Origin of the sequence: Salmonella sp. NW645, from assembly GCF_051703725.1 — a bacterium.
In the GTDB taxonomy this organism is placed as follows: domain Bacteria; phylum Pseudomonadota; class Gammaproteobacteria; order Enterobacterales; family Enterobacteriaceae; genus Salmonella; species Salmonella enterica.
On sequence record NZ_JAMMKR010000001.1, the window covers coordinates 639841 to 658502 of the forward strand.

At 53.8% G+C, this 18662-nt stretch carries 12 protein-coding genes and 1 pseudogene; 11 read left to right on the forward strand and 2 right to left on the reverse strand.

Features of this window, described 5'->3' with window-relative positions:
* The first annotated feature begins 25 nt into the window (after positions 1–25).
* The 11 genes and pseudogenes from mdtA to NA389_RS03375 all read left to right on the forward strand — a co-directional run.
* The gene (gene mdtA, locus NA389_RS03325; protein WP_000678821.1) at positions 26–1267 is read left to right on the forward strand and encodes a multidrug efflux RND transporter subunit MdtA; all 1242 of its coding nucleotides are present in this window, start codon (positions 26–28) and stop codon (positions 1265–1267) included.
* Complete coding sequence (gene mdtB / locus NA389_RS03330) at positions 1267–4389, forward strand: multidrug efflux RND transporter permease subunit MdtB (protein WP_001197800.1); 3123 nt, start codon at positions 1267–1269, stop codon at positions 4387–4389. Before mdtA ends, mdtB begins: the two co-directional genes overlap by 1 nt.
* Positions 4390–7470 carry a multidrug efflux RND transporter permease subunit MdtC gene (mdtC, locus tag NA389_RS03335; RefSeq protein WP_001210106.1) on the forward strand — a complete coding sequence of 1027 codons (3081 nt, stop codon included), beginning with the start codon at positions 4390–4392 and terminating at the stop codon, positions 7468–7470.
* Complete coding sequence (locus tag NA389_RS03340; RefSeq protein ID WP_000137821.1) at positions 7467–8879, forward strand: MFS transporter; 1413 nt, start codon at positions 7467–7469, stop codon at positions 8877–8879. Before mdtC ends, NA389_RS03340 begins: the two co-directional genes overlap by 4 nt.
* A complete protein-coding gene (gene baeS, locus NA389_RS03345; protein WP_000870081.1) occupies positions 8879–10282 on the forward strand; it encodes a two-component system sensor histidine kinase BaeS in 1404 nt (467 codons plus the stop codon). Before NA389_RS03340 ends, baeS begins: the two co-directional genes overlap by 1 nt.
* Positions 10279–11001, forward strand: a complete 723-nt coding sequence (gene baeR, locus NA389_RS03350; protein WP_000137854.1) for a two-component system response regulator BaeR — start codon at positions 10279–10281, stop codon at positions 10999–11001. The genes baeS and baeR overlap by 4 nt, the downstream gene beginning before the upstream one ends.
* Positions 11002–11269: 268 nt before the next feature.
* The gene (locus NA389_RS03355) at positions 11270–12472 is read left to right on the forward strand and encodes a hypothetical protein (RefSeq protein WP_000141056.1); all 1203 of its coding nucleotides are present in this window, start codon (positions 11270–11272) and stop codon (positions 12470–12472) included.
* Positions 12472–13188, forward strand: a complete 717-nt coding sequence (locus tag NA389_RS03360; protein ID WP_000498594.1) for a DUF1266 domain-containing protein — start codon at positions 12472–12474, stop codon at positions 13186–13188. The genes NA389_RS03355 and NA389_RS03360 overlap by 1 nt, the downstream gene beginning before the upstream one ends.
* Before the next feature lie 10 nt (positions 13189–13198).
* The gene (locus NA389_RS03365; protein WP_000434221.1) at positions 13199–15310 is read left to right on the forward strand and encodes a DUF4034 domain-containing protein; all 2112 of its coding nucleotides are present in this window, start codon (positions 13199–13201) and stop codon (positions 15308–15310) included.
* 115 nt (positions 15311–15425) lie between these two features.
* The gene (gene trhP, locus NA389_RS03370; protein ID WP_001517981.1) at positions 15426–16787 is read left to right on the forward strand and encodes a prephenate-dependent tRNA uridine(34) hydroxylase TrhP; all 1362 of its coding nucleotides are present in this window, start codon (positions 15426–15428) and stop codon (positions 16785–16787) included.
* Between the two features lie 450 nt (positions 16788–17237).
* Positions 17238–17417 (forward strand): annotated as a pseudogene (locus NA389_RS03375) (non-LEE encoded effector protein NleB); the annotation flags it as partial.
* Between the two features lie 9 nt (positions 17418–17426).
* Here the strand turns inward: NA389_RS03375 and NA389_RS03380 are convergent.
* A complete protein-coding gene (locus tag NA389_RS03380) occupies positions 17427–17843 on the reverse strand; it encodes a CesT family type III secretion system chaperone (protein ID WP_001543023.1) in 417 nt (138 codons plus the stop codon).
* 121 nt (positions 17844–17964) lie between these two features.
* Positions 17965–18300: a type III secretion system effector SteD gene (gene steD / locus NA389_RS03385; protein WP_001612048.1), complete on the reverse strand. Its 336-nt coding sequence runs from the start codon at positions 18298–18300 to the stop codon at positions 17965–17967.
* Positions 18301–18662: the final 362 nt, after the last annotated feature.

The window sequence follows — 18662 nt, forward strand, 5'->3', positions numbered from 1 at the left end:
GTTTCAGGATGAGAAACTTATACCGATGAAAGGCAGTAATACTTTCCGCTGGGCAATAGCGATTGGGGTTGTAGTGGCCGCCGCCGCATTCTGGTTCTGGCATAGCCGTAGCGAAAGCCCGACCGCCGCGCCGGGCGTCGCCGCGCAAGCGCCGCATACCGCCGCCGCAGGTCGCCGCAGTATGCGCGACGCCCCTCTGGCGCCGGTACAGGCCGCGACCGCGACCACGCAAGCCGTACCGCGCTATCTGAGCGGGCTGGGTACCGTGACCGCAGCGAATACCGTTACGGTGCGTAGCCGCGTGGATGGTCAACTCATCGCCCTGCACTTTCAGGAAGGTCAGCAGGTCAACACAGGCGATCTGCTGGCGCAAATCGATCCCAGCCAGTTTAAGGTCGCCCTAGCGCAGGCGCAGGGACAGTTGGCGAAAGATAACGCTACGCTGGCGAATGCGCGTCGTGATCTGGCGCGCTATCAGCAACTGGCAAAAACCAATCTGGTTTCCCGTCAGGAACTGGATGCGCAACAGGCGCTGGTCAACGAAACCCAGGGAACCATTAAAGCGGATGAAGCCAATGTCGCCAGCGCGCAGTTACAGCTCGACTGGAGTCGTATCACGGCCCCGGTCTCGGGACGCGTGGGTCTGAAACAGGTGGATGTCGGCAACCAGATTTCCAGCAGCGATACCGCCGGTATTGTCGTCATTACGCAAACGCACCCGATTGATCTCATTTTTACTCTGCCGGAAAGCGATATCGCGACCGTAGTTCAGGCACAGAAAGCGGGGAAAGCGCTGGTCGTAGAAGCCTGGGATCGGACTAACTCGCACAAATTGAGCGAAGGTGTGTTGCTCAGTCTGGACAACCAGATTGATCCCACGACGGGAACGATCAAAATTAAAGCGCGCTTTACCAATCAGGACGATACGCTGTTCCCCAATCAATTTGTGAACGCCCGGATGCTGGTCGATACCGAACAAAATGCCGTTGTGGTGCCTGCCGCGGCGGTGCAAATGGGCAATGAGGGCCACTTTGTGTGGGTGCTGAACGACGAAAATAACGTCAGCAAGAAGCGGGTAAAAATCGGTATTCAGGATAACCGAAACGTGGTGATCAGCGCAGGCTTGTCGGCAGGCGATCGCGTCGTTACCGATGGTATTGATCGGCTGACGGAAGGCGCAAAAGTCGAGGTCGTTGAGCCGCAAACCACCGTGGCGGATGAAAAATCCCCTTCCCGCCATGAAGGTCAAAAAGGAGCGCGCGCCTGATGCAGGTATTACCTCCGGGCAGCACGGGCGGCCCTTCGCGTCTGTTTATTCTGCGCCCCGTGGCCACCACTCTGCTGATGGCGGCGATTTTACTCGCCGGGATTATCGGCTATCGCTTCCTGCCCGTCGCCGCTTTGCCGGAGGTCGACTACCCCACTATTCAGGTTGTTACGCTCTACCCTGGCGCCAGCCCGGATGTCATGACCTCCGCCGTCACCGCGCCGCTTGAGCGCCAGTTCGGCCAGATGTCGGGACTTAAGCAGATGTCGTCGCAAAGCTCCGGCGGCGCATCGGTGGTAACGCTACAGTTTCAGTTGACGCTGCCGCTGGACGTTGCCGAGCAGGAAGTACAGGCGGCGATTAACGCAGCCACCAATTTATTGCCTTCCGACCTGCCGAATCCGCCGATTTACAGCAAAGTCAACCCGGCGGACCCGCCGATTATGACGCTTGCCGTCACCTCAAACGCGATGCCGATGACCCAAGTAGAAGACATGGTAGAAACCCGCGTGGCGCAGAAGATCTCGCAGGTCTCCGGCGTCGGACTGGTGACGCTTGCCGGCGGGCAGCGCCCTGCGGTACGCGTAAAACTGAATGCTCAGGCTGTCGCCGCACTCGGTCTGACCAGCGAAACGGTCCGTACCGCAATTACCGGCGCCAACGTCAACTCGGCGAAAGGCAGTCTGGATGGCCCCGAACGGGCGGTGACGCTTTCTGCTAACGATCAGATGCAGTCTGCCGACGAATACCGCAGGCTTATCATCGCGTATCAAAACGGCGCGCCGGTACGGTTGGGCGATGTCGCCACCGTCGAACAGGGGGCGGAAAATAGCTGGCTCGGCGCATGGGCGAATCAAGCGCCGGCTATCGTGATGAACGTTCAACGCCAGCCCGGCGCCAATATCATTGCGACAGCGGACAGCATTCGCCAGATGCTGCCCCAACTTACCGAAAGCCTGCCGAAATCGGTGAAGGTCACGGTCCTGTCCGATCGCACCACCAATATTCGTGCTTCCGTGCGCGATACCCAGTTTGAACTGATGCTGGCGATCGCGCTGGTCGTCATGATTATCTATCTGTTTTTACGTAATATTCCCGCCACAATTATTCCCGGCGTCGCCGTACCGCTGTCGCTTATCGGCACCTTTGCGGTGATGGTATTTTTGGATTTTTCCATTAATAACCTGACGCTGATGGCGCTCACTATCGCCACGGGTTTCGTGGTGGACGATGCGATTGTGGTGATTGAGAACATCTCGCGCTACATCGAAAAAGGAGAAAAACCGCTGGCGGCGGCGCTCAAAGGCGCGGGCGAAATCGGCTTTACCATTATTTCCCTCACCTTTTCACTGATTGCGGTGCTGATCCCGTTGCTCTTTATGGGCGATATTGTTGGTCGACTGTTCCGCGAATTTGCGGTGACGTTGGCGGTAGCGATTTTAATCTCCGCCGTCGTCTCTTTGACGCTCACGCCCATGATGTGCGCGCGTATGCTCAGCCAGCAGTCTCTGCGTAAACAAAACCGCTTTTCCCGCGCCTGCGAGCGGATGTTTGACCGCGTGATCGCCAGCTACGGACGCGGATTAGCGAAAGTACTCAACCATCCGTGGCTTACATTGAGCGTGGCATTCGCCACGCTCCTGCTCAGCGTTATGCTGTGGATAGTCATCCCGAAAGGATTCTTTCCGGTACAGGATAACGGCATTATCCAGGGGACGCTGCAGGCACCACAATCGTCATCGTATGCCAGTATGGCGCAACGTCAGCGTCAGGTGGCGGAGCGGATATTACAGGACCCGGCGGTACAAAGCCTGACGACTTTTGTTGGCGTAGACGGCGCTAACCCCACGCTGAATAGCGCGCGCCTGCAAATTAACCTCAAGCCGCTGGATGCGCGTGATGACCGCGTGCAGCAAGTGATCTCCCGGCTGCAAACCGCCGTGGCGACGATTCCCGGCGTAGCGCTGTATCTCCAGCCGACGCAGGATTTAACCATCGACACGCAGGTCAGCCGCACGCAGTATCAGTTTACCCTGCAGGCCACGACGCTCGATGCGCTCAGCCACTGGGTGCCAAAACTGCAGAACGCGCTACAGTCGTTACCACAGCTCTCTGAGGTAAGCAGCGACTGGCAAGATCGAGGATTAGCGGCCTGGGTGAATGTCGACCGCGACAGCGCCAGCCGTCTGGGTATCAGCATGGCGGATGTGGATAACGCGCTCTACAACGCGTTCGGGCAACGCCTGATTTCAACGATTTATACCCAGGCGAACCAGTACCGCGTCGTGCTGGAACATAATACCGCCAGCACGCCGGGACTGGCGGCGCTGGAGACGATTCGCCTGACGAGCCGCGACGGCGGCACCGTACCGCTTAGCGAGATTGCCCGCATTGAGCAGCGCTTCGCTCCGCTCTCCATCAATCATTTAGATCAGTTCCCGGTCACGACATTTTCGTTTAACGTGCCGGAGGGCTATTCGCTCGGCGATGCGGTGCAGGCGATTCTCGATACGGAAAAAACGCTCGCCCTGCCAGCGGATATTACAACGCAGTTTCAGGGCAGTACGCTCGCCTTCCAGGCGGCGCTGGGCAGCACCGTCTGGCTTATTGTCGCCGCCGTGGTGGCGATGTATATCGTGCTCGGCGTGCTGTATGAGAGTTTTATCCATCCGATCACGATTCTCTCAACGCTGCCTACGGCGGGCGTCGGCGCGCTGCTGGCGCTGATCATCGCTGGTAGCGAGCTCGATATTATCGCCATTATCGGCATTATTTTGCTGATCGGCATCGTGAAGAAAAACGCCATCATGATGATTGACTTCGCCCTCGCCGCCGAACGCGAACAGGGGATGAGTCCGCGCGACGCTATCTTCCAGGCCTGTCTGCTGCGTTTTCGACCGATTCTGATGACCACGCTGGCGGCGTTGCTCGGGGCATTGCCATTAATGTTGAGTACCGGCGTTGGCGCGGAATTACGTCGCCCGTTGGGGATCGCGATGGTGGGCGGCCTACTGGTCAGCCAGGTATTAACTCTGTTTACCACACCGGTGATTTATCTCCTGTTTGACCGCCTGTCGCTGTACGTGAAAAGTCGCTTTCCGCGCCATAAAGAGGAGGCGTAGATGCGCTTTTTCGCCCTTTTCATCTACCGCCCGGTCGCCACCATTTTGATTGCCGCCGCCATTACGTTGTGCGGCATTCTGGGCTTTCGTCTGTTGCCGGTCGCCCCGCTGCCGCAGGTCGATTTCCCGGTGATTATGGTTAGCGCCTCGCTGCCGGGCGCCTCGCCGGAAACCATGGCTTCGTCGGTGGCGACGCCGTTGGAACGTTCTTTGGGACGCATTGCAGGCGTCAATGAAATGACTTCCAGCAGCTCGCTCGGCAGTACGCGCATTATTCTCGAATTTAATTTCGATCGTGATATTAACGGCGCGGCGCGCGACGTGCAGGCCGCCATCAACGCCGCGCAAAGCTTGTTGCCAAGCGGAATGCCCAGCCGCCCGACTTATCGCAAGGCCAATCCATCCGACGCGCCGATTATGATTTTAACGCTCACCTCGGAGAGCTGGTCACAGGGCAAACTGTATGATTTCGCCTCTACCCAACTGGCGCAAACCATCGCGCAAATTGACGGCGTCGGCGATGTTGACGTCGGCGGCAGCTCCCTGCCCGCAGTACGTGTAGGCTTAAACCCGCAGGCGCTCTTTAACCAGGGCGTCTCGCTGGATGAGGTCCGCGAAGCGATCGACAGCGCCAACGTACGCCGACCGCAAGGCGCAATTGAAGATAGCGTCCACCGCTGGCAAATCCAGACCAACGACGAACTGAAAACCGCCGCCGAATACCAGCCGCTGATTATTCACTATAACAACGGCGCGGCGGTACGCCTGGGCGACATCGCCAGCGTCATCGACTCGGTGCAGGATGTCCGTAACGCCGGGATGACGAACGCTAAACCCGCTATTTTGTTGATGATCCGCAAGCTGCCGGAGGCCAACATTATTCAGACGGTCGACGGCATCCGGGCAAAACTGCCGGAACTGCGGGCAATGATCCCCGCCGCTATCGATTTACAAATCGCCCAGGATCGTTCGCCGACGATTCGCGCGTCGCTGCAAGAGGTAGAAGAGACGCTGGCTATCTCTGTCGCGCTGGTGATCCTGGTGGTGTTTTTATTCCTGCGTTCCGGGCGCGCCACGCTAATCCCCGCCGTCGCCGTTCCCGTTTCGCTCATCGGCACCTTCGCCGCCATGTATCTGTGCGGCTTCAGCCTCAACAATCTGTCGCTGATGGCGCTGACTATCGCAACCGGATTTGTCGTTGATGATGCCATTGTGGTGCTGGAAAATATCGCCCGCCATCTGGAGGCGGGAATGAAACCTTTGCAGGCGGCATTACAGGGTACGCGGGAAGTCGGGTTTACGGTCATCTCCATGAGTCTGTCGCTGGTGGCGGTATTTCTGCCGCTGCTGTTAATGGGCGGCCTGCCAGGGCGATTATTACGGGAATTCGCCGTTACCCTCTCGGTGGCGATTGGCATTTCGCTGGTGGTCTCGCTCACACTGACGCCGATGATGTGCGGCTGGATGCTTAAATCAAGCAAACCGCGCACCCAACCGCGTAAACGGGGCGTTGGCCGTTTGCTGGTCGCCTTGCAACAGGGTTACGGCACGTCATTAAAATGGGTGCTTAACCATACGCGTCTTGTCGGTGTGGTTTTTCTTGGCACCGTTGCGCTGAACATCTGGCTTTATATCGCCATTCCTAAAACATTCTTTCCGGAGCAGGACACCGGCGTGTTGATGGGCGGTATTCAGGCTGACCAGAGCATCTCTTTCCAGGCCATGCGCGGCAAGCTGCAGGATTTTATGAAAATTATTCGCGACGATCCGGCGGTGAATAATGTCACTGGTTTTACCGGCGGCTCGCGGGTGAATAGCGGCATGATGTTTATTACGCTGAAGCCGCGCGGCGAACGCAAAGAGACGGCGCAGCAAATCATTGATCGACTGCGGGTCAAACTGGCAAAAGAACCCGGCGCCAGGCTGTTTCTGATGGCGGTACAGGATATTCGCGTCGGCGGGCGGCAGGCTAACGCCAGTTACCAATATACGTTGCTGTCTGACTCTCTGGCGGCGCTGCGCGAGTGGGAGCCGAAAATACGCAAAGCGCTCTCGGCCCTGCCGCAACTGGCGGACGTAAACTCCGACCAGCAGGATAACGGCGCGGAGATGAACCTTATCTACGACCGCGACACCATGTCACGACTGGGCATTGATGTTCAGGCCGCAAACAGTCTGTTAAATAATGCTTTCGGCCAGCGGCAAATTTCCACCATTTATCAGCCGATGAACCAGTATAAAGTGGTGATGGAAGTCGATCCGCGCTATAGCCAGGATATCAGCGCGCTGGAGAAAATGTTTGTTATCAACCGCGACGGAAAAGCGATCCCCCTCTCTTATTTCGCCCAATGGCGGCCCGCCAATGCGCCGTTGTCGGTGAACCATCAGGGACTTTCCGCGGCGTCCACGATTGCCTTTAACCTGCCGACCGGCACATCGTTATCGCAGGCGACGGAGGCCATTAATCGCACAATGACGCAGCTTGGCGTCCCCCCGACGGTACGCGGCAGTTTTTCCGGAACGGCGCAAGTCTTCCAGCAGACCATGAATTCACAGCTTATTTTGATAGTGGCGGCGATCGCTACCGTCTACATTGTGCTGGGGATACTGTACGAAAGCTACGTCCATCCGCTGACCATTCTCTCTACTCTGCCATCGGCGGGCGTTGGGGCGCTTCTGGCGCTGGAACTCTTCAATGCCCCTTTCAGCCTAATCGCCCTGATAGGGATCATGCTATTAATTGGCATTGTGAAGAAAAACGCCATTATGATGGTCGATTTTGCGCTTGAAGCGCAACGAAGCGGCGGCCTGACGCCGGAACAAGCCATTTTCCAGGCCTGCTTGTTACGCTTCCGTCCAATAATGATGACCACGCTGGCGGCGCTGTTCGGCGCACTGCCATTGGTGTTATCTGGCGGAGACGGTTCGGAATTACGGCAGCCGCTGGGGATAACCATTGTCGGCGGTTTGGTCATGAGCCAGCTCCTGACGCTCTATACCACGCCGGTGGTGTACCTCTTTTTCGATCGTCTGCGGCTGCGTTTTTCGCGTAAAAATAGCAAACCGGTAGTAGAGATATGACAGAACTTCCTGACAACACCCGCTGGCAACTCTGGATTGTGGCATTCGGCTTTTTTATGCAGTCGCTGGATACCACCATCGTCAACACTGCGCTGCCCTCCATGGCGAAAAGCCTGGGGGAAAGCCCGCTGCATATGCACATGGTAGTGGTGTCATATGTTCTTACCGTCGCCGTGATGCTCCCCGCCAGCGGCTGGCTGGCAGACAAAATCGGCGTGCGTAATATTTTCTTTGCCGCCATTGTGCTGTTCACGCTGGGTTCGCTGTTTTGCGCCCTCTCCGGCACGCTTAATCAACTGGTATTAGCGCGGGTTTTACAAGGCGTAGGCGGCGCGATGATGGTGCCAGTCGGACGCCTGACGGTCATGAAAATCGTGCCGCGCGCGCAATATATGGCGGCGATGACCTTCGTCACCCTACCGGGACAGATCGGGCCGTTACTCGGTCCCGCGCTGGGCGGGGTGCTGGTGGAATATGCTTCATGGCACTGGATCTTTCTGATCAATATCCCGGTAGGAATTGTCGGCGCTATGGCGACCTTTATGCTGATGCCAAACTACACCATAGAGACCCGGCGCTTTGATCTGCCGGGGTTCCTGCTGTTAGCTATCGGCATGGCGGTACTCACGCTGGCGCTGGACGGTAGTAAAAGCATGGGGATTTCGCCCTGGACATTAGCCGGACTTGCTGCGGGCGGCGCGGCAGCCATTCTGCTCTATCTCCTCCATGCCAAAAAAAACTCAGGCGCGTTATTCAGCCTGCGATTGTTCCGCACGCCCACGTTTTCACTGGGGTTGCTGGGCAGTTTTGCCGGGCGTATCGGCAGCGGTATGCTGCCGTTTATGACGCCGGTCTTTTTGCAAATTGGTCTTGGTTTTTCACCGTTTCATGCCGGTTTGATGATGATTCCCATGGTGCTGGGCAGCATGGGAATGAAGCGGATTGTAGTGCAGATAGTTAACCGTTTTGGCTATCGTCGGGTTCTGGTGGCGACTACGCTCGGACTGGCATTGGTTAGCCTGTTGTTTATGTCGGTCGCGCTGCTCGGCTGGTATTATCTCCTGCCGCTGGTACTGCTTTTGCAGGGAATGGTGAACTCGGCGCGCTTTTCTTCCATGAACACCTTAACGCTAAAAGACCTTCCCGATACGCTGGCCAGCAGCGGCAATAGCTTATTATCGATGATTATGCAGCTCTCGATGAGTATTGGCGTCACTATTGCCGGAATGCTGCTGGGTATGTTTGGCCAACAGCATATCGGGATAGACAGTAGCGCCACACATCACGTCTTTATGTACACCTGGTTATGTATGGCGGTTATTATCGCGCTACCGGCGATAATTTTTGCCCGCGTGCCGAACGATACACAGCAAAACATGGTCATTTCACGGCGTAAAAGGAGCCTGTAATGAAAGTCTGGCGGCCCGGAATCACCGGCAAGCTGTTTCTGGCGATTTTCGCCACCTGCATCGTGCTGCTGATCAGTATGCATTGGGCCGTGCGCGTCAGTTTTGAACGCGGATTTATTGACTATATCAAACACGGCAACGAGCAGCGGCTACAAATGCTGGGCGATGCGCTGGGCGACCAGTACCAGCAACACGGCAACTGGCGTTTTTTACGCAACAACGATCGCTTCGTTTTCCAGATTCTGCGTTCATTTGAGCATGACAACGACCGCGATAAACCCGGCCCCGGTATGCCGCCGCACGGTTGGCGCACCCAATTCTGGGTCGTCGATCAAAATGGCCGGGTGCTGGTCGGCCCACGCGGTCCGGTGCCGCATGACGGTACTCGCCGCCCCATTCTGGTCAATGGCGTCGAAGTCGGCGCGATTATCGCCTCGCCTGTCGAGCGGCTGACGCGCAATACGGATATTAATTTTGATATGCAGCAGCGGCGCGCCAGCTGGATGATCGTGGCGTTATCAACGTTGCTGGCCGCGCTGGCGACGTTTTTGCTGGCGCGTGGCCTGCTCGCCCCGGTCAAACGGTTGGTCGAGGGTACGCACAGGCTGGCGGCGGGGGATTTTACCACGCGCGTGACCCCAACCAGCGCCGATGAGCTGGGAAAACTGGCGCAGGACTTTAACCAGCTTGCCAGCACGCTGGAAAAAAACCAGCAGATGCGCCGCGACTTTATGGCGGATATTTCCCACGAACTGCGCACGCCGCTGGCGGTATTGCGCGGCGAACTGGAAGCCATTCAGGATGGCGTTCGCCAGTTCACGCCAGAATCGGTTACCTCGCTACAGGCGGAAGTCGGTACGCTTACCAAACTGGTTGACGACCTGCATCAGCTGTCGTTGTCTGACGAGGGCGCGCTGGCTTACCAAAAAACGACCGTCGATCTTGTTCCCCTGTTGGAAGTCGCTGGCGGCGCGTTCAGAGAGCGCTTTACCAGCCGGGGGCTAACGTTACATTACGCGTTGCCGGATAGCATGACCGTCTTCGGCGACCCGGATCGCCTGATGCAACTGTTTAATAATCTGCTGGAAAACAGTTTGCGCTACACCGACAGCGGAGGCGGCCTGCATATTTCCGCCGAACAACGCGACAAATCATTATTCCTGACCTTTGCCGATTCTGCACCGGGCGTCAGCGATGAGCAGTTACAAAAGCTTTTTGACCGTTTTTACCGCACGGAAGTGTCCCGTAACCGCGCCAGCGGCGGTTCTGGACTGGGGCTGGCGATATGCGTCAATATTGTACACGCGCATAACGGTCATCTTCACGCCGCTCATTCGCCTTTTGGCGGGGTTAGCATTACAGTAGAGTTACCGCTGGATCGCGATTTACAGAGAGAAGTATGACTGAATTACCCATTGATGAAAACACGCCGCGCATTTTGATTGTTGAAGATGAACCCAAGCTGGGACAGCTGCTTATTGACTACTTACGCGCGGCGAGTTACGCCCCCACGCTCATCAATCATGGCGACAAGGTACTGCCGTATGTGCGTCAAACGCCGCCGGATCTGATCCTGCTGGATCTGATGCTGCCGGGTACCGATGGTCTGACGCTATGCCGGGAGATTCGCCGTTTTTCCGACATCCCCATTGTGATGGTCACGGCCAAAATCGAAGAGATCGATCGGCTGCTTGGGCTGGAAATCGGTGCCGATGATTATATCTGTAAGCCTTACAGCCCGCGCGAAGTCGTGGCCCGCGTGAAAACCATTTTGCGCCGCTGTAAACCGCAGCGCGAACTCCAGCAGCAGGATGCCGAAAGCCCGTTAATGATTGATGAAAGCCGCTTTCAGGCCTCCTGGTGTGGTAAAGCGCTGGATTTAACCCCCGCTGAATTCCGCCTGCTAAAAACCTTATCGCTTGAACCGGGTAAAGTTTTTTCCCGCGAGCAGTTGTTAAACCACCTCTACGACGACTACCGTGTGGTGACCGATCGTACTATCGACAGCCACATTAAAAACCTGCGCCGTAAACTGGAATCGCTGGATGCCGAACAGTCATTTATACGCGCAGTCTACGGGGTGGGATATCGCTGGGAAGCGGATGCGTGTCGCCTGGTATAATGATTATTGGCATAACAATAACAAGGTCGTAAGACGATATTTTCCGCCAACGCTATTCTGGCGGAATTAACACACTGCCCTCTTTCCTTTGGCCGAGCGGTATCCCGAAAACCACAACGAACGCGATCGGAGACAATAAATTATTTGGCCGCTCTTTTTAGTTTACCGATATACTGTGAGTAGTTTTTTAAACTTATTGCGCATTAATTCATTAAGTGAATCTAAAAATACATAAACATAATACCAGCTTAATTATACATGGATTTTTATGACAGAAACGTCATCTCACCGCTATAAACCACGCAATATAATAAATGCGCCAAATGTAAAATCATCTATTTTTTCCCGGAGCCAACAACGCGGCGACAGCGAAATTATCCAGCGCTGGTTAAGCAACCATTTTTATCGTTGGATCATTGGTGACTTTCCTCATGTTTATCCTGTGCGCTCCGTCGCCGATTATGCCGTTTATTTTAGCGCTGATACAGAAATCCCCGCCTGGCTGGCGCCAAAGCTGGGTGGCTATGAGCGCTTTTACTACCTTAACGTTCAGCACCCGCAACTTGTGGCAATGGAAAGAGATTTAGTGGAATTTCTTTCGCGTCAGGAAGGAACGCGGCTGGAAACTAAACTACAGCGCATCAACTGCTTTACCGTGCTGGCAATGCGCGAAGCGGAGCATCAAAAAATGCAGCGCCTGCGTGAACAAGGTTGGTATCCCTCCAACAGCGAGGCGCTAAAACCGGTGATGACGGTGAATAACGGCGTGCTGGTTGAGTTTGATGCAACAAACCCCGGCCTGCGCAGTGAGATGGCGTATGAATCCTGGCATATGCAACACTGCGTCGGAGATTTTGAAAATAAAGGCGCGCTTTCCGGCGGCTACGGCGATTACTACGCCCGACAAATTGAACAACAAAAACTTCGCCTGTTCAGCCTGCGCGACGGCAATAATATTCCCCACGTCACAATAAGCCTGGTGGTTGGTAATAACGGCCTGAGCATTGATCAGATTAAAGGTAAGCAAAATCGCCATCCTATTAAGAAATATGCTAACGATGTTTTATCTCTGTTACGCCATCTGCAACCACTTCCTGAGCGCCACGCCGATTGCGAAGAGATGGGAATAGTTTATGAAGCAACGCCGGAATATTCAGGTTGGAAATTTATTACTCATATTCATGACCTCAATTTTCTGCTCAATGTGCTGCATGACAATTTTCATTTAATGGAGCACTTCCCCACTCCCCCGGTAGCTTTACAGTGGCTGCTGTTGCACAGCGCCCCAGAGGCGCTGCGCTACCTTCAGGTTGTTGATCCTAACGTGGCGACGGCTGCGGAAATGCTGTTTCCACGGCATGAATGGCACCCTACGCTTGCCGGAAAAAACACCAGTAGCGAACCTTTCGAAATTGAAAGCCTGACGCTACAAACCACGCGTTACCTACCTGTCATCAAGGAGGTGCAATAATGTTCTGGATTGTTCTTATTATTGCCGCCCTATTTTTTAGCTGGCGCAACTACAAAAAAAACAAACCGCTGATTGCGTCCCGTATCGCCGAGGAGAAAGAAAAAGATCGCCTGAAGGATCTGCGTCGCGATACCCGGCGGCGTCAATGGGCGCTGGCGCTGGCTGATATCCTTGCCCGGCGCAACGGGCTACCGACCAAAGGCGTTGAGCTGGTCTTCAAACTTGACGATGACAAACGCCGCTATCTGGCGCAGCAGGTAAAAAAAGAGCTGGGCTTGAGCGAAAACCTCGACGGCGCGGCGTTACGCCACAAGGTTGAGGATATCTTACGCCGCTGGCCTGCGGGCATCGGCAGCTCGCCGCGCACGTTTTATCATCATCTGGCGGCCCAGGGCCAGGTCCGCGACGCGCTGGCCTTCGACTGTATGCGCACCGCCTTTCTGACCCGCTGTATCGCCGGGCTCGGCTGGTGCGACGTACATCAGGCCTGGCTGGTGTTATTACTTAACGCCCAGCGCGCTCAGGACTGTTTTGATTCCTGGGAGGATTACGCCACCGCCTACGTTCGCGCCCGCCGGGTATGGCTCACGCTACGTGACACGCCAACAGCGCTTGCCGGACGGGATTTACAGGAAGCCACCCATTATCTGCAAGACCCTGTCAGCCGCTGGCGACAACTGCCGTGGAATGAATTCAAAATTTTCGAGCCGATTTAAAGGACGCTTTATGGAACAGGATGATCGTCTGCTCAACGCTATGTTTGAGATGTGCAACCACAAAAATCCCCTCAATGACGGGCAACGCGAGTGGCATATCGCCGATATTCCCGGCCTGCTGCGCGAAGAACGCTATGACGAACTGGACGAACTCTACAACCAGGCGCTGACGGAGAGCTTTACCAGCCGCGAAGCGGAAAAGCGCTATTTCTTCGCCTGGAATCAAATGGACAACCCTTTTTACGATATGGACACGCTGGTTGAGGCTGGGCCGCAAGGATTAGCGCTGATCAAAAAGTGGCAGCGCGCTCGTCCCCGCTCCACTCACGCCTGGCTTGCCGAGGCGCAATACTGGAATCACCGTGCGTGGCTTTACCGCAGCTATGGCTGGGCGAGAGAAACCACCCGAGCGATGTGGATCTGCGCCGCCGCCTGCAACGAACGGATGGTCATCGCCGCGCTCAATGCTATCGACTGTGAACCGCGCCAGTGGATGGCGGCGGCCCTGACCAGCACCAACTCAAAAGTCTTCGGCCAGCCCGACTGGCTGGTTGAGTTCCTCGTGGGCGCGGATGTTGCCGGGCAGCCATTAATGGAAGATCTGGCTGAATATCATCGCCATTCACCGCAGGAGGTGGACGCGCTGATGGCCCATTCCGGGCTGTCGTTTGCCGACGCGGTTTGCCCAAATCTGCCACGCCCGTCCGTGCTGCCGGAGTGCAATGACGATGCCGGGCAAAAATACTGGCTCGCCGTCTGCCTGGCTATTTTCCCGACGGCATTTTACGTGCTGGATGAATATATCCCGTTTCGTATGCCACGCTGGAGAGGGTCTCACGAGGAAATCCGCGAATTTCTGGAATCAAGCGTATGCGATCACCTTTCTGCCGCAGAACGTGAACATCTGGAGCTATTAATCTGGTGGGACGATCACCGCGATCTGCGCATCAAAGAGGTTGACTCCCCGGCAGAACAGGAACGTATTATCGCCAAAGCCGAAGAGATTAGCCTGCGAGCGCATATTCAGGAATCTCGCCACAACGCGCTGGAGTGGCTTCGGGTCTGCTATAGCGATCTGGACGATAATGACGCGCTCTGGCGAACCCTTCAGCGTTCGATCGTAGAAAAAGTTAAGCTCAACAATTATTTCTCTGATGACACGATAAAGTTCGCCCTGCGCGATTTTCCTGACACCTGGTGGATGTATAATTTTCTCTGTCAGAATGCGCAGCAAACGGAATTCGCAGTGCCGAAAATCCGTCGTGGCTACGTTCAGTACGCCGGGCTATTGGGTTTCGAAAAGGATGAGGCGCAAGGCCTCGCCTGGCTCGATAGCGTCGCCGACATTAAATATAACCATCACTGGCGGGCGGCGATTAAAAATTTCAACTGGTTCGGGCTCCCGGAACATTTCGTGTCGCTGGCAGAGCTGGGCGCGCAAAGAAATATCCCCGCCGCGCTAAACCTGCTGGGCCTTGAACACAATAATAAAGAGAACAACGGCCTACTACCTTACGATCCTGCCATCGCGTTAGGGTATTTTCAGCGCGCGGCGGAGATTTTGCACCGGCAGTTAGCGCTGCGCGAGAGCACCCCGTACAAATTAATAGATAACGGAGGCTATACCGATTATGAAAATGACCTGCAAAATATTCATTTCAGCATCGGCATCTGCAACCAGCGTCTGAGTAAACAAGAATTTGATACCGAAAAACGTTCCGCTTATGAAAAAGAACTACTCGATAATCTCTGGCTGGCGCATCAGTTCGGACATAAAGAGGCCTGGGGCTTGTTCCTGCTGAATATTTTTGAAGTGAAGGATATTACGCTGGCGCATAAGCATCTGGAACTGGTGCAACAAGAGGCCAACAAAGGCACGCTACACGCTATGGTGACCCTATCGCGCCTGCACGGTAATAAACACGATCGAACGCTGTTTAATATGAAGCTAAGCGCACGCTGGGCGCATTTTGCCTTCACGCTTTATCCGGATAATGAAATCGTTATGGACTGCCTGGACCACCTGCATTTCGATTCTTTCTGGAAACGCTTTCGTTTCGCCTGGTATACCGTCCGCATCCCGAATTCAGAGCTGCCGGGACAGGTCAACTCAATGGTGTAAGGTGGTTTACTCCCCTCTCCCACGGCGCTACAATGCCCGCCCTTAAAGTGAGGACTCTCCTCCAGCCGCCTCATCAGGTGAGGCGGATCTGACCTGTCATCAGAACGAGAAAATGATGTTTAAACCAGAACTCCTTTCGCCGGCGGGAACGCTGAAAAATATGCGTTACGCTTTCGCTTACGGTGCCGATGCCGTCTATGCGGGCCAACCGCGCTACTCTTTACGCGTGCGTAATAACGAATTCAATCACGAAAATTTGCAGCTTGGCATCAACGAAGCCCACGCGCTCGGAAAAAAATTCTACGTGGTGGTGAACATCGCCCCGCATAACGCCAAGCTCAAAACCTTTATCCGTGACCTGAAACCCGTCGTCGAGATGGGCCCGGATGCGCTGATCATGTCCGATCCAGGGTTGATTATGCTGGTACGCGAGCACTTCCCGGCAATGCCGATTCACCTGTCGGTACAGGCTAATGCCGTAAACTGGGCGACGGTAAAATTCTGGCAGCAGATGGGGCTGACCCGTGTGATTCTCTCCCGCGAGCTGTCGCTGGAAGAGATTGAGGAAATTCGCCAGCAGGTGCCGGATATGGAAATAGAAATTTTCGTCCACGGCGCGCTATGCATGGCCTATTCCGGCCGCTGCCTGCTTTCCGGCTACATCAATAAACGCGATCCGAACCAGGGCACCTGCACCAATGCCTGCCGTTGGGAATATAACGTGCAGGAAGGAAAAGAAGACGTTGTCGGCAACATCGTGCATAAGCACGAACCGATTCCGGTACAGAACGTTGAGCCGACGCTCGGTATCGGTGCGCCGACGGATAAAGTGTTTATGATAGAAGAGGCCCAAAGACCGGGCGAATACATGACCGCGTTCGAAGACGAGCATGGCACCTATATCATGAACTCAAAAGATTTGCGCGCTATCGCCCACGTGGAGCGCCTGACGAAAATGGGCGTCCACTCGCTGAAAATCGAAGGCCGCACCAAATCCTTTTATTACTGCGCCCGTACCGCGCAGGTCTACCGTAAGGCCATCGACGACGCCGCCGCGGGTAAACCCTTCGACCCTACGCTGCTGGAAACGCTGGAAGGTCTGGCTCATCGCGGCTATACCGAAGGTTTCCTGCGTCGCCATACGCACGACGATTACCAGAATTACGAGTACGGTTACTCCGTTTCCGAACGCCAGCAATTTGTCGGCGAGTTCACCGGCGAGCGTAAAGGCCAACTGGCGGCCGTGGCGGTGAAGAATAAATTCTCCGTTGGCGATAGTCTGGAGCTGATGACACCGCAGGGAAATATCAATTTCACCCTGGAACAGATGGAGAACGCCAAAGGAGACGCTATGCCGGTGGCACCTGGCGATGGCTATACCGTCTGGATGCCCGTCCCGCAGGACGTTACGCTGGATTACGCACTATTGATGCGTAATTTCTCAGGCGAATCAACGCGTAACCCCCATGCTAAGTAGTTAATTGCGGTTATTTTTTCATGGCGGGAAGATTCTTAGAAATTGATCACATACCGCTTCGCTCAATGCGGGTATTATTCAACGCGCTGAAAAACATAACCCATAAATGCTAGCTGTACCAGGAACCACCTCCTTGGCCTGCGTAATCTCCCTTACGCAGGCTTATTTTTTGCATATAATCAATAAAAAAGTGGTACTTCCCGCCATATCCAAAAATTGACCACACTAACCAAAGCGCAAATGGGCGCTTTGGTTTAGAGACCTCCCCTATCCATTGCCAGCCAGCAAGTCACAATCCTCCCGCATCCGGTCAGACTCAGGACTTAGCATTCTGACATTTACGTTTAACATCAGTGAATTAAATCAAGAACTGCTTTGTGAGAACTTACACAAAAAGTTTCCAGGTTATTAAATTAAGGTTAAAAACCGATAATTTAAGCGTGTAAAGTTATGGCACGTTTTAATGCCGGTTTTACAAGGATTAAAATAATGTTTTCCCGGATTAGAGGTTTGATTTCATGTCAAAGTAATACTCAAACCATCGCACCTACGCTCAGTCCACCTTCATCAGGCCATGTAAGTTTTGCTGGGATTGATTATCCTCTATTACCACCAGATCACCAAACACCCTTCCCACCGTCACGTATAATCGGTATCCAGAGTTATTCCTTTATCCTGTAAAATGTGATACAGATTCTCCATTGATCTAATAACTACCTCAATTTCACATTCAAGTTTCTCTACAGAACTTTCATTGAGTGAGAAATTGAGAGCCAGTAATAATGATTGTGAGTTATTATCATAACACAAATGTGGTCCATTATTCTCTGCAAACCATAAATTAGCATTGAGAAATTCAAAAGCAAGATTATTATTATCCGGAGGTCTTCCGCAAAAACCGTATATCATTATATACTCGCTATTAGTGCTTGTTAGTAAGATACGGTAACGGTTATCTATAATAAATGAGCATAATCTGTTTTCGTCAAAGGCAATTGAATCGGAATTTAATTTTAGTGAAAACTGTCTTAATAAGCGATCGGCTCTTGAATACATAACACCCCATACTCTATTTAAAGAGTTTCTATATAAGTCATAAGCCTCTTGTCTGGACGCTTAACACCCCGTGTCATCGTCGGAATTCATCTTTTCCCTATGACTTGCTGTGTTTGCTCATTTATGGCCAGGCTGGCCGGGTTCTGATGCCATTTGCGCTAAGGTATAGTCCGGCGCATATTCCCATCATACCAATTCCCCCCATGCCAAGCGATGCGCCTAAAACCGTCAGAGCGGTAGTATATGCAGCACCACTACTGACACTGGCGACAGCCCCTGAGCATACCCCACTGAAAACACTTGTAAACAATGCCGAGGTTCCCAGACACATTAAACATCTGGGTTTATTGCCGTAAGCGTTAAACTCAACGATTTCAGCTACTGGTTTTTCGTCATTACCCCGTTCAGAAGGAGGGAGCAATGGCGTTTGCGCATTCACGCCTGAAGTGACATTCATATAAACCTCTTCATGCACATGCCTGTTTATGTTTATGAGAAAAGCGGTACCTCAGGCACGACTATAAGACACCGCGCTAAGTCATCATCTAAATAGGTTTTATTTGATAACAAGAATAGTGTACTGCTAATAGTGCGTCTTGTTCCTGCCAAAGCAGTCTAAAGAACATTTCGATTTTATGCTATTAAAAAGTATGTTTGGTAATAAATATCAGGTTTTTATCTGATATTATGGTGTTTGAAATTAATACTGATAACTGACGTATGTTCGTCTTGTTAATCCTCCGTTTCGTTATTAAAGGCGCTATATCGGAAAGCGTCTGACTCCCCCTTGTGGTTTCCCTGCACTCTCACAAGCGCTAC

What these genes read in the sequence shown, in the direction of transcription:
- mdtC (WP_001210106.1), top strand. Translation starts at nt 4,390, where the DNA reads ATGCGCTTTTTCGCCCTTTTCATCTACCGCCCGGTCGCCACCATTTTG.
- trhP (WP_001517981.1), top strand. Translation starts at nt 15,426, where the DNA reads ATGTTTAAACCAGAACTCCTTTCGCCGGCGGGAACGCTGAAAAATATG.
- mdtA (WP_000678821.1), top strand. Translation starts at nt 26, where the DNA reads ATGAAAGGCAGTAATACTTTCCGCTGGGCAATAGCGATTGGGGTTGTA.
- steD (WP_001612048.1), bottom strand. Translation starts at nt 18,300, where the DNA reads ATGAATGTCACTTCAGGCGTGAATGCGCAAACGCCATTGCTCCCTCCT.
- baeR (WP_000137854.1), top strand. Translation starts at nt 10,279, where the DNA reads ATGACTGAATTACCCATTGATGAAAACACGCCGCGCATTTTGATTGTT.
- NA389_RS03355 (WP_000141056.1), top strand. Translation starts at nt 11,270, where the DNA reads ATGACAGAAACGTCATCTCACCGCTATAAACCACGCAATATAATAAAT.
- NA389_RS03360 (WP_000498594.1), top strand. Translation starts at nt 12,472, where the DNA reads ATGTTCTGGATTGTTCTTATTATTGCCGCCCTATTTTTTAGCTGGCGC.
- mdtB (WP_001197800.1), top strand. Translation starts at nt 1,267, where the DNA reads ATGCAGGTATTACCTCCGGGCAGCACGGGCGGCCCTTCGCGTCTGTTT.
- NA389_RS03340 (WP_000137821.1), top strand. Translation starts at nt 7,467, where the DNA reads ATGACAGAACTTCCTGACAACACCCGCTGGCAACTCTGGATTGTGGCA.
- NA389_RS03365 (WP_000434221.1), top strand. Translation starts at nt 13,199, where the DNA reads ATGGAACAGGATGATCGTCTGCTCAACGCTATGTTTGAGATGTGCAAC.
- baeS (WP_000870081.1), top strand. Translation starts at nt 8,879, where the DNA reads ATGAAAGTCTGGCGGCCCGGAATCACCGGCAAGCTGTTTCTGGCGATT.
- NA389_RS03380 (WP_001543023.1), bottom strand. Translation starts at nt 17,843, where the DNA reads ATGTATTCAAGAGCCGATCGCTTATTAAGACAGTTTTCACTAAAATTA.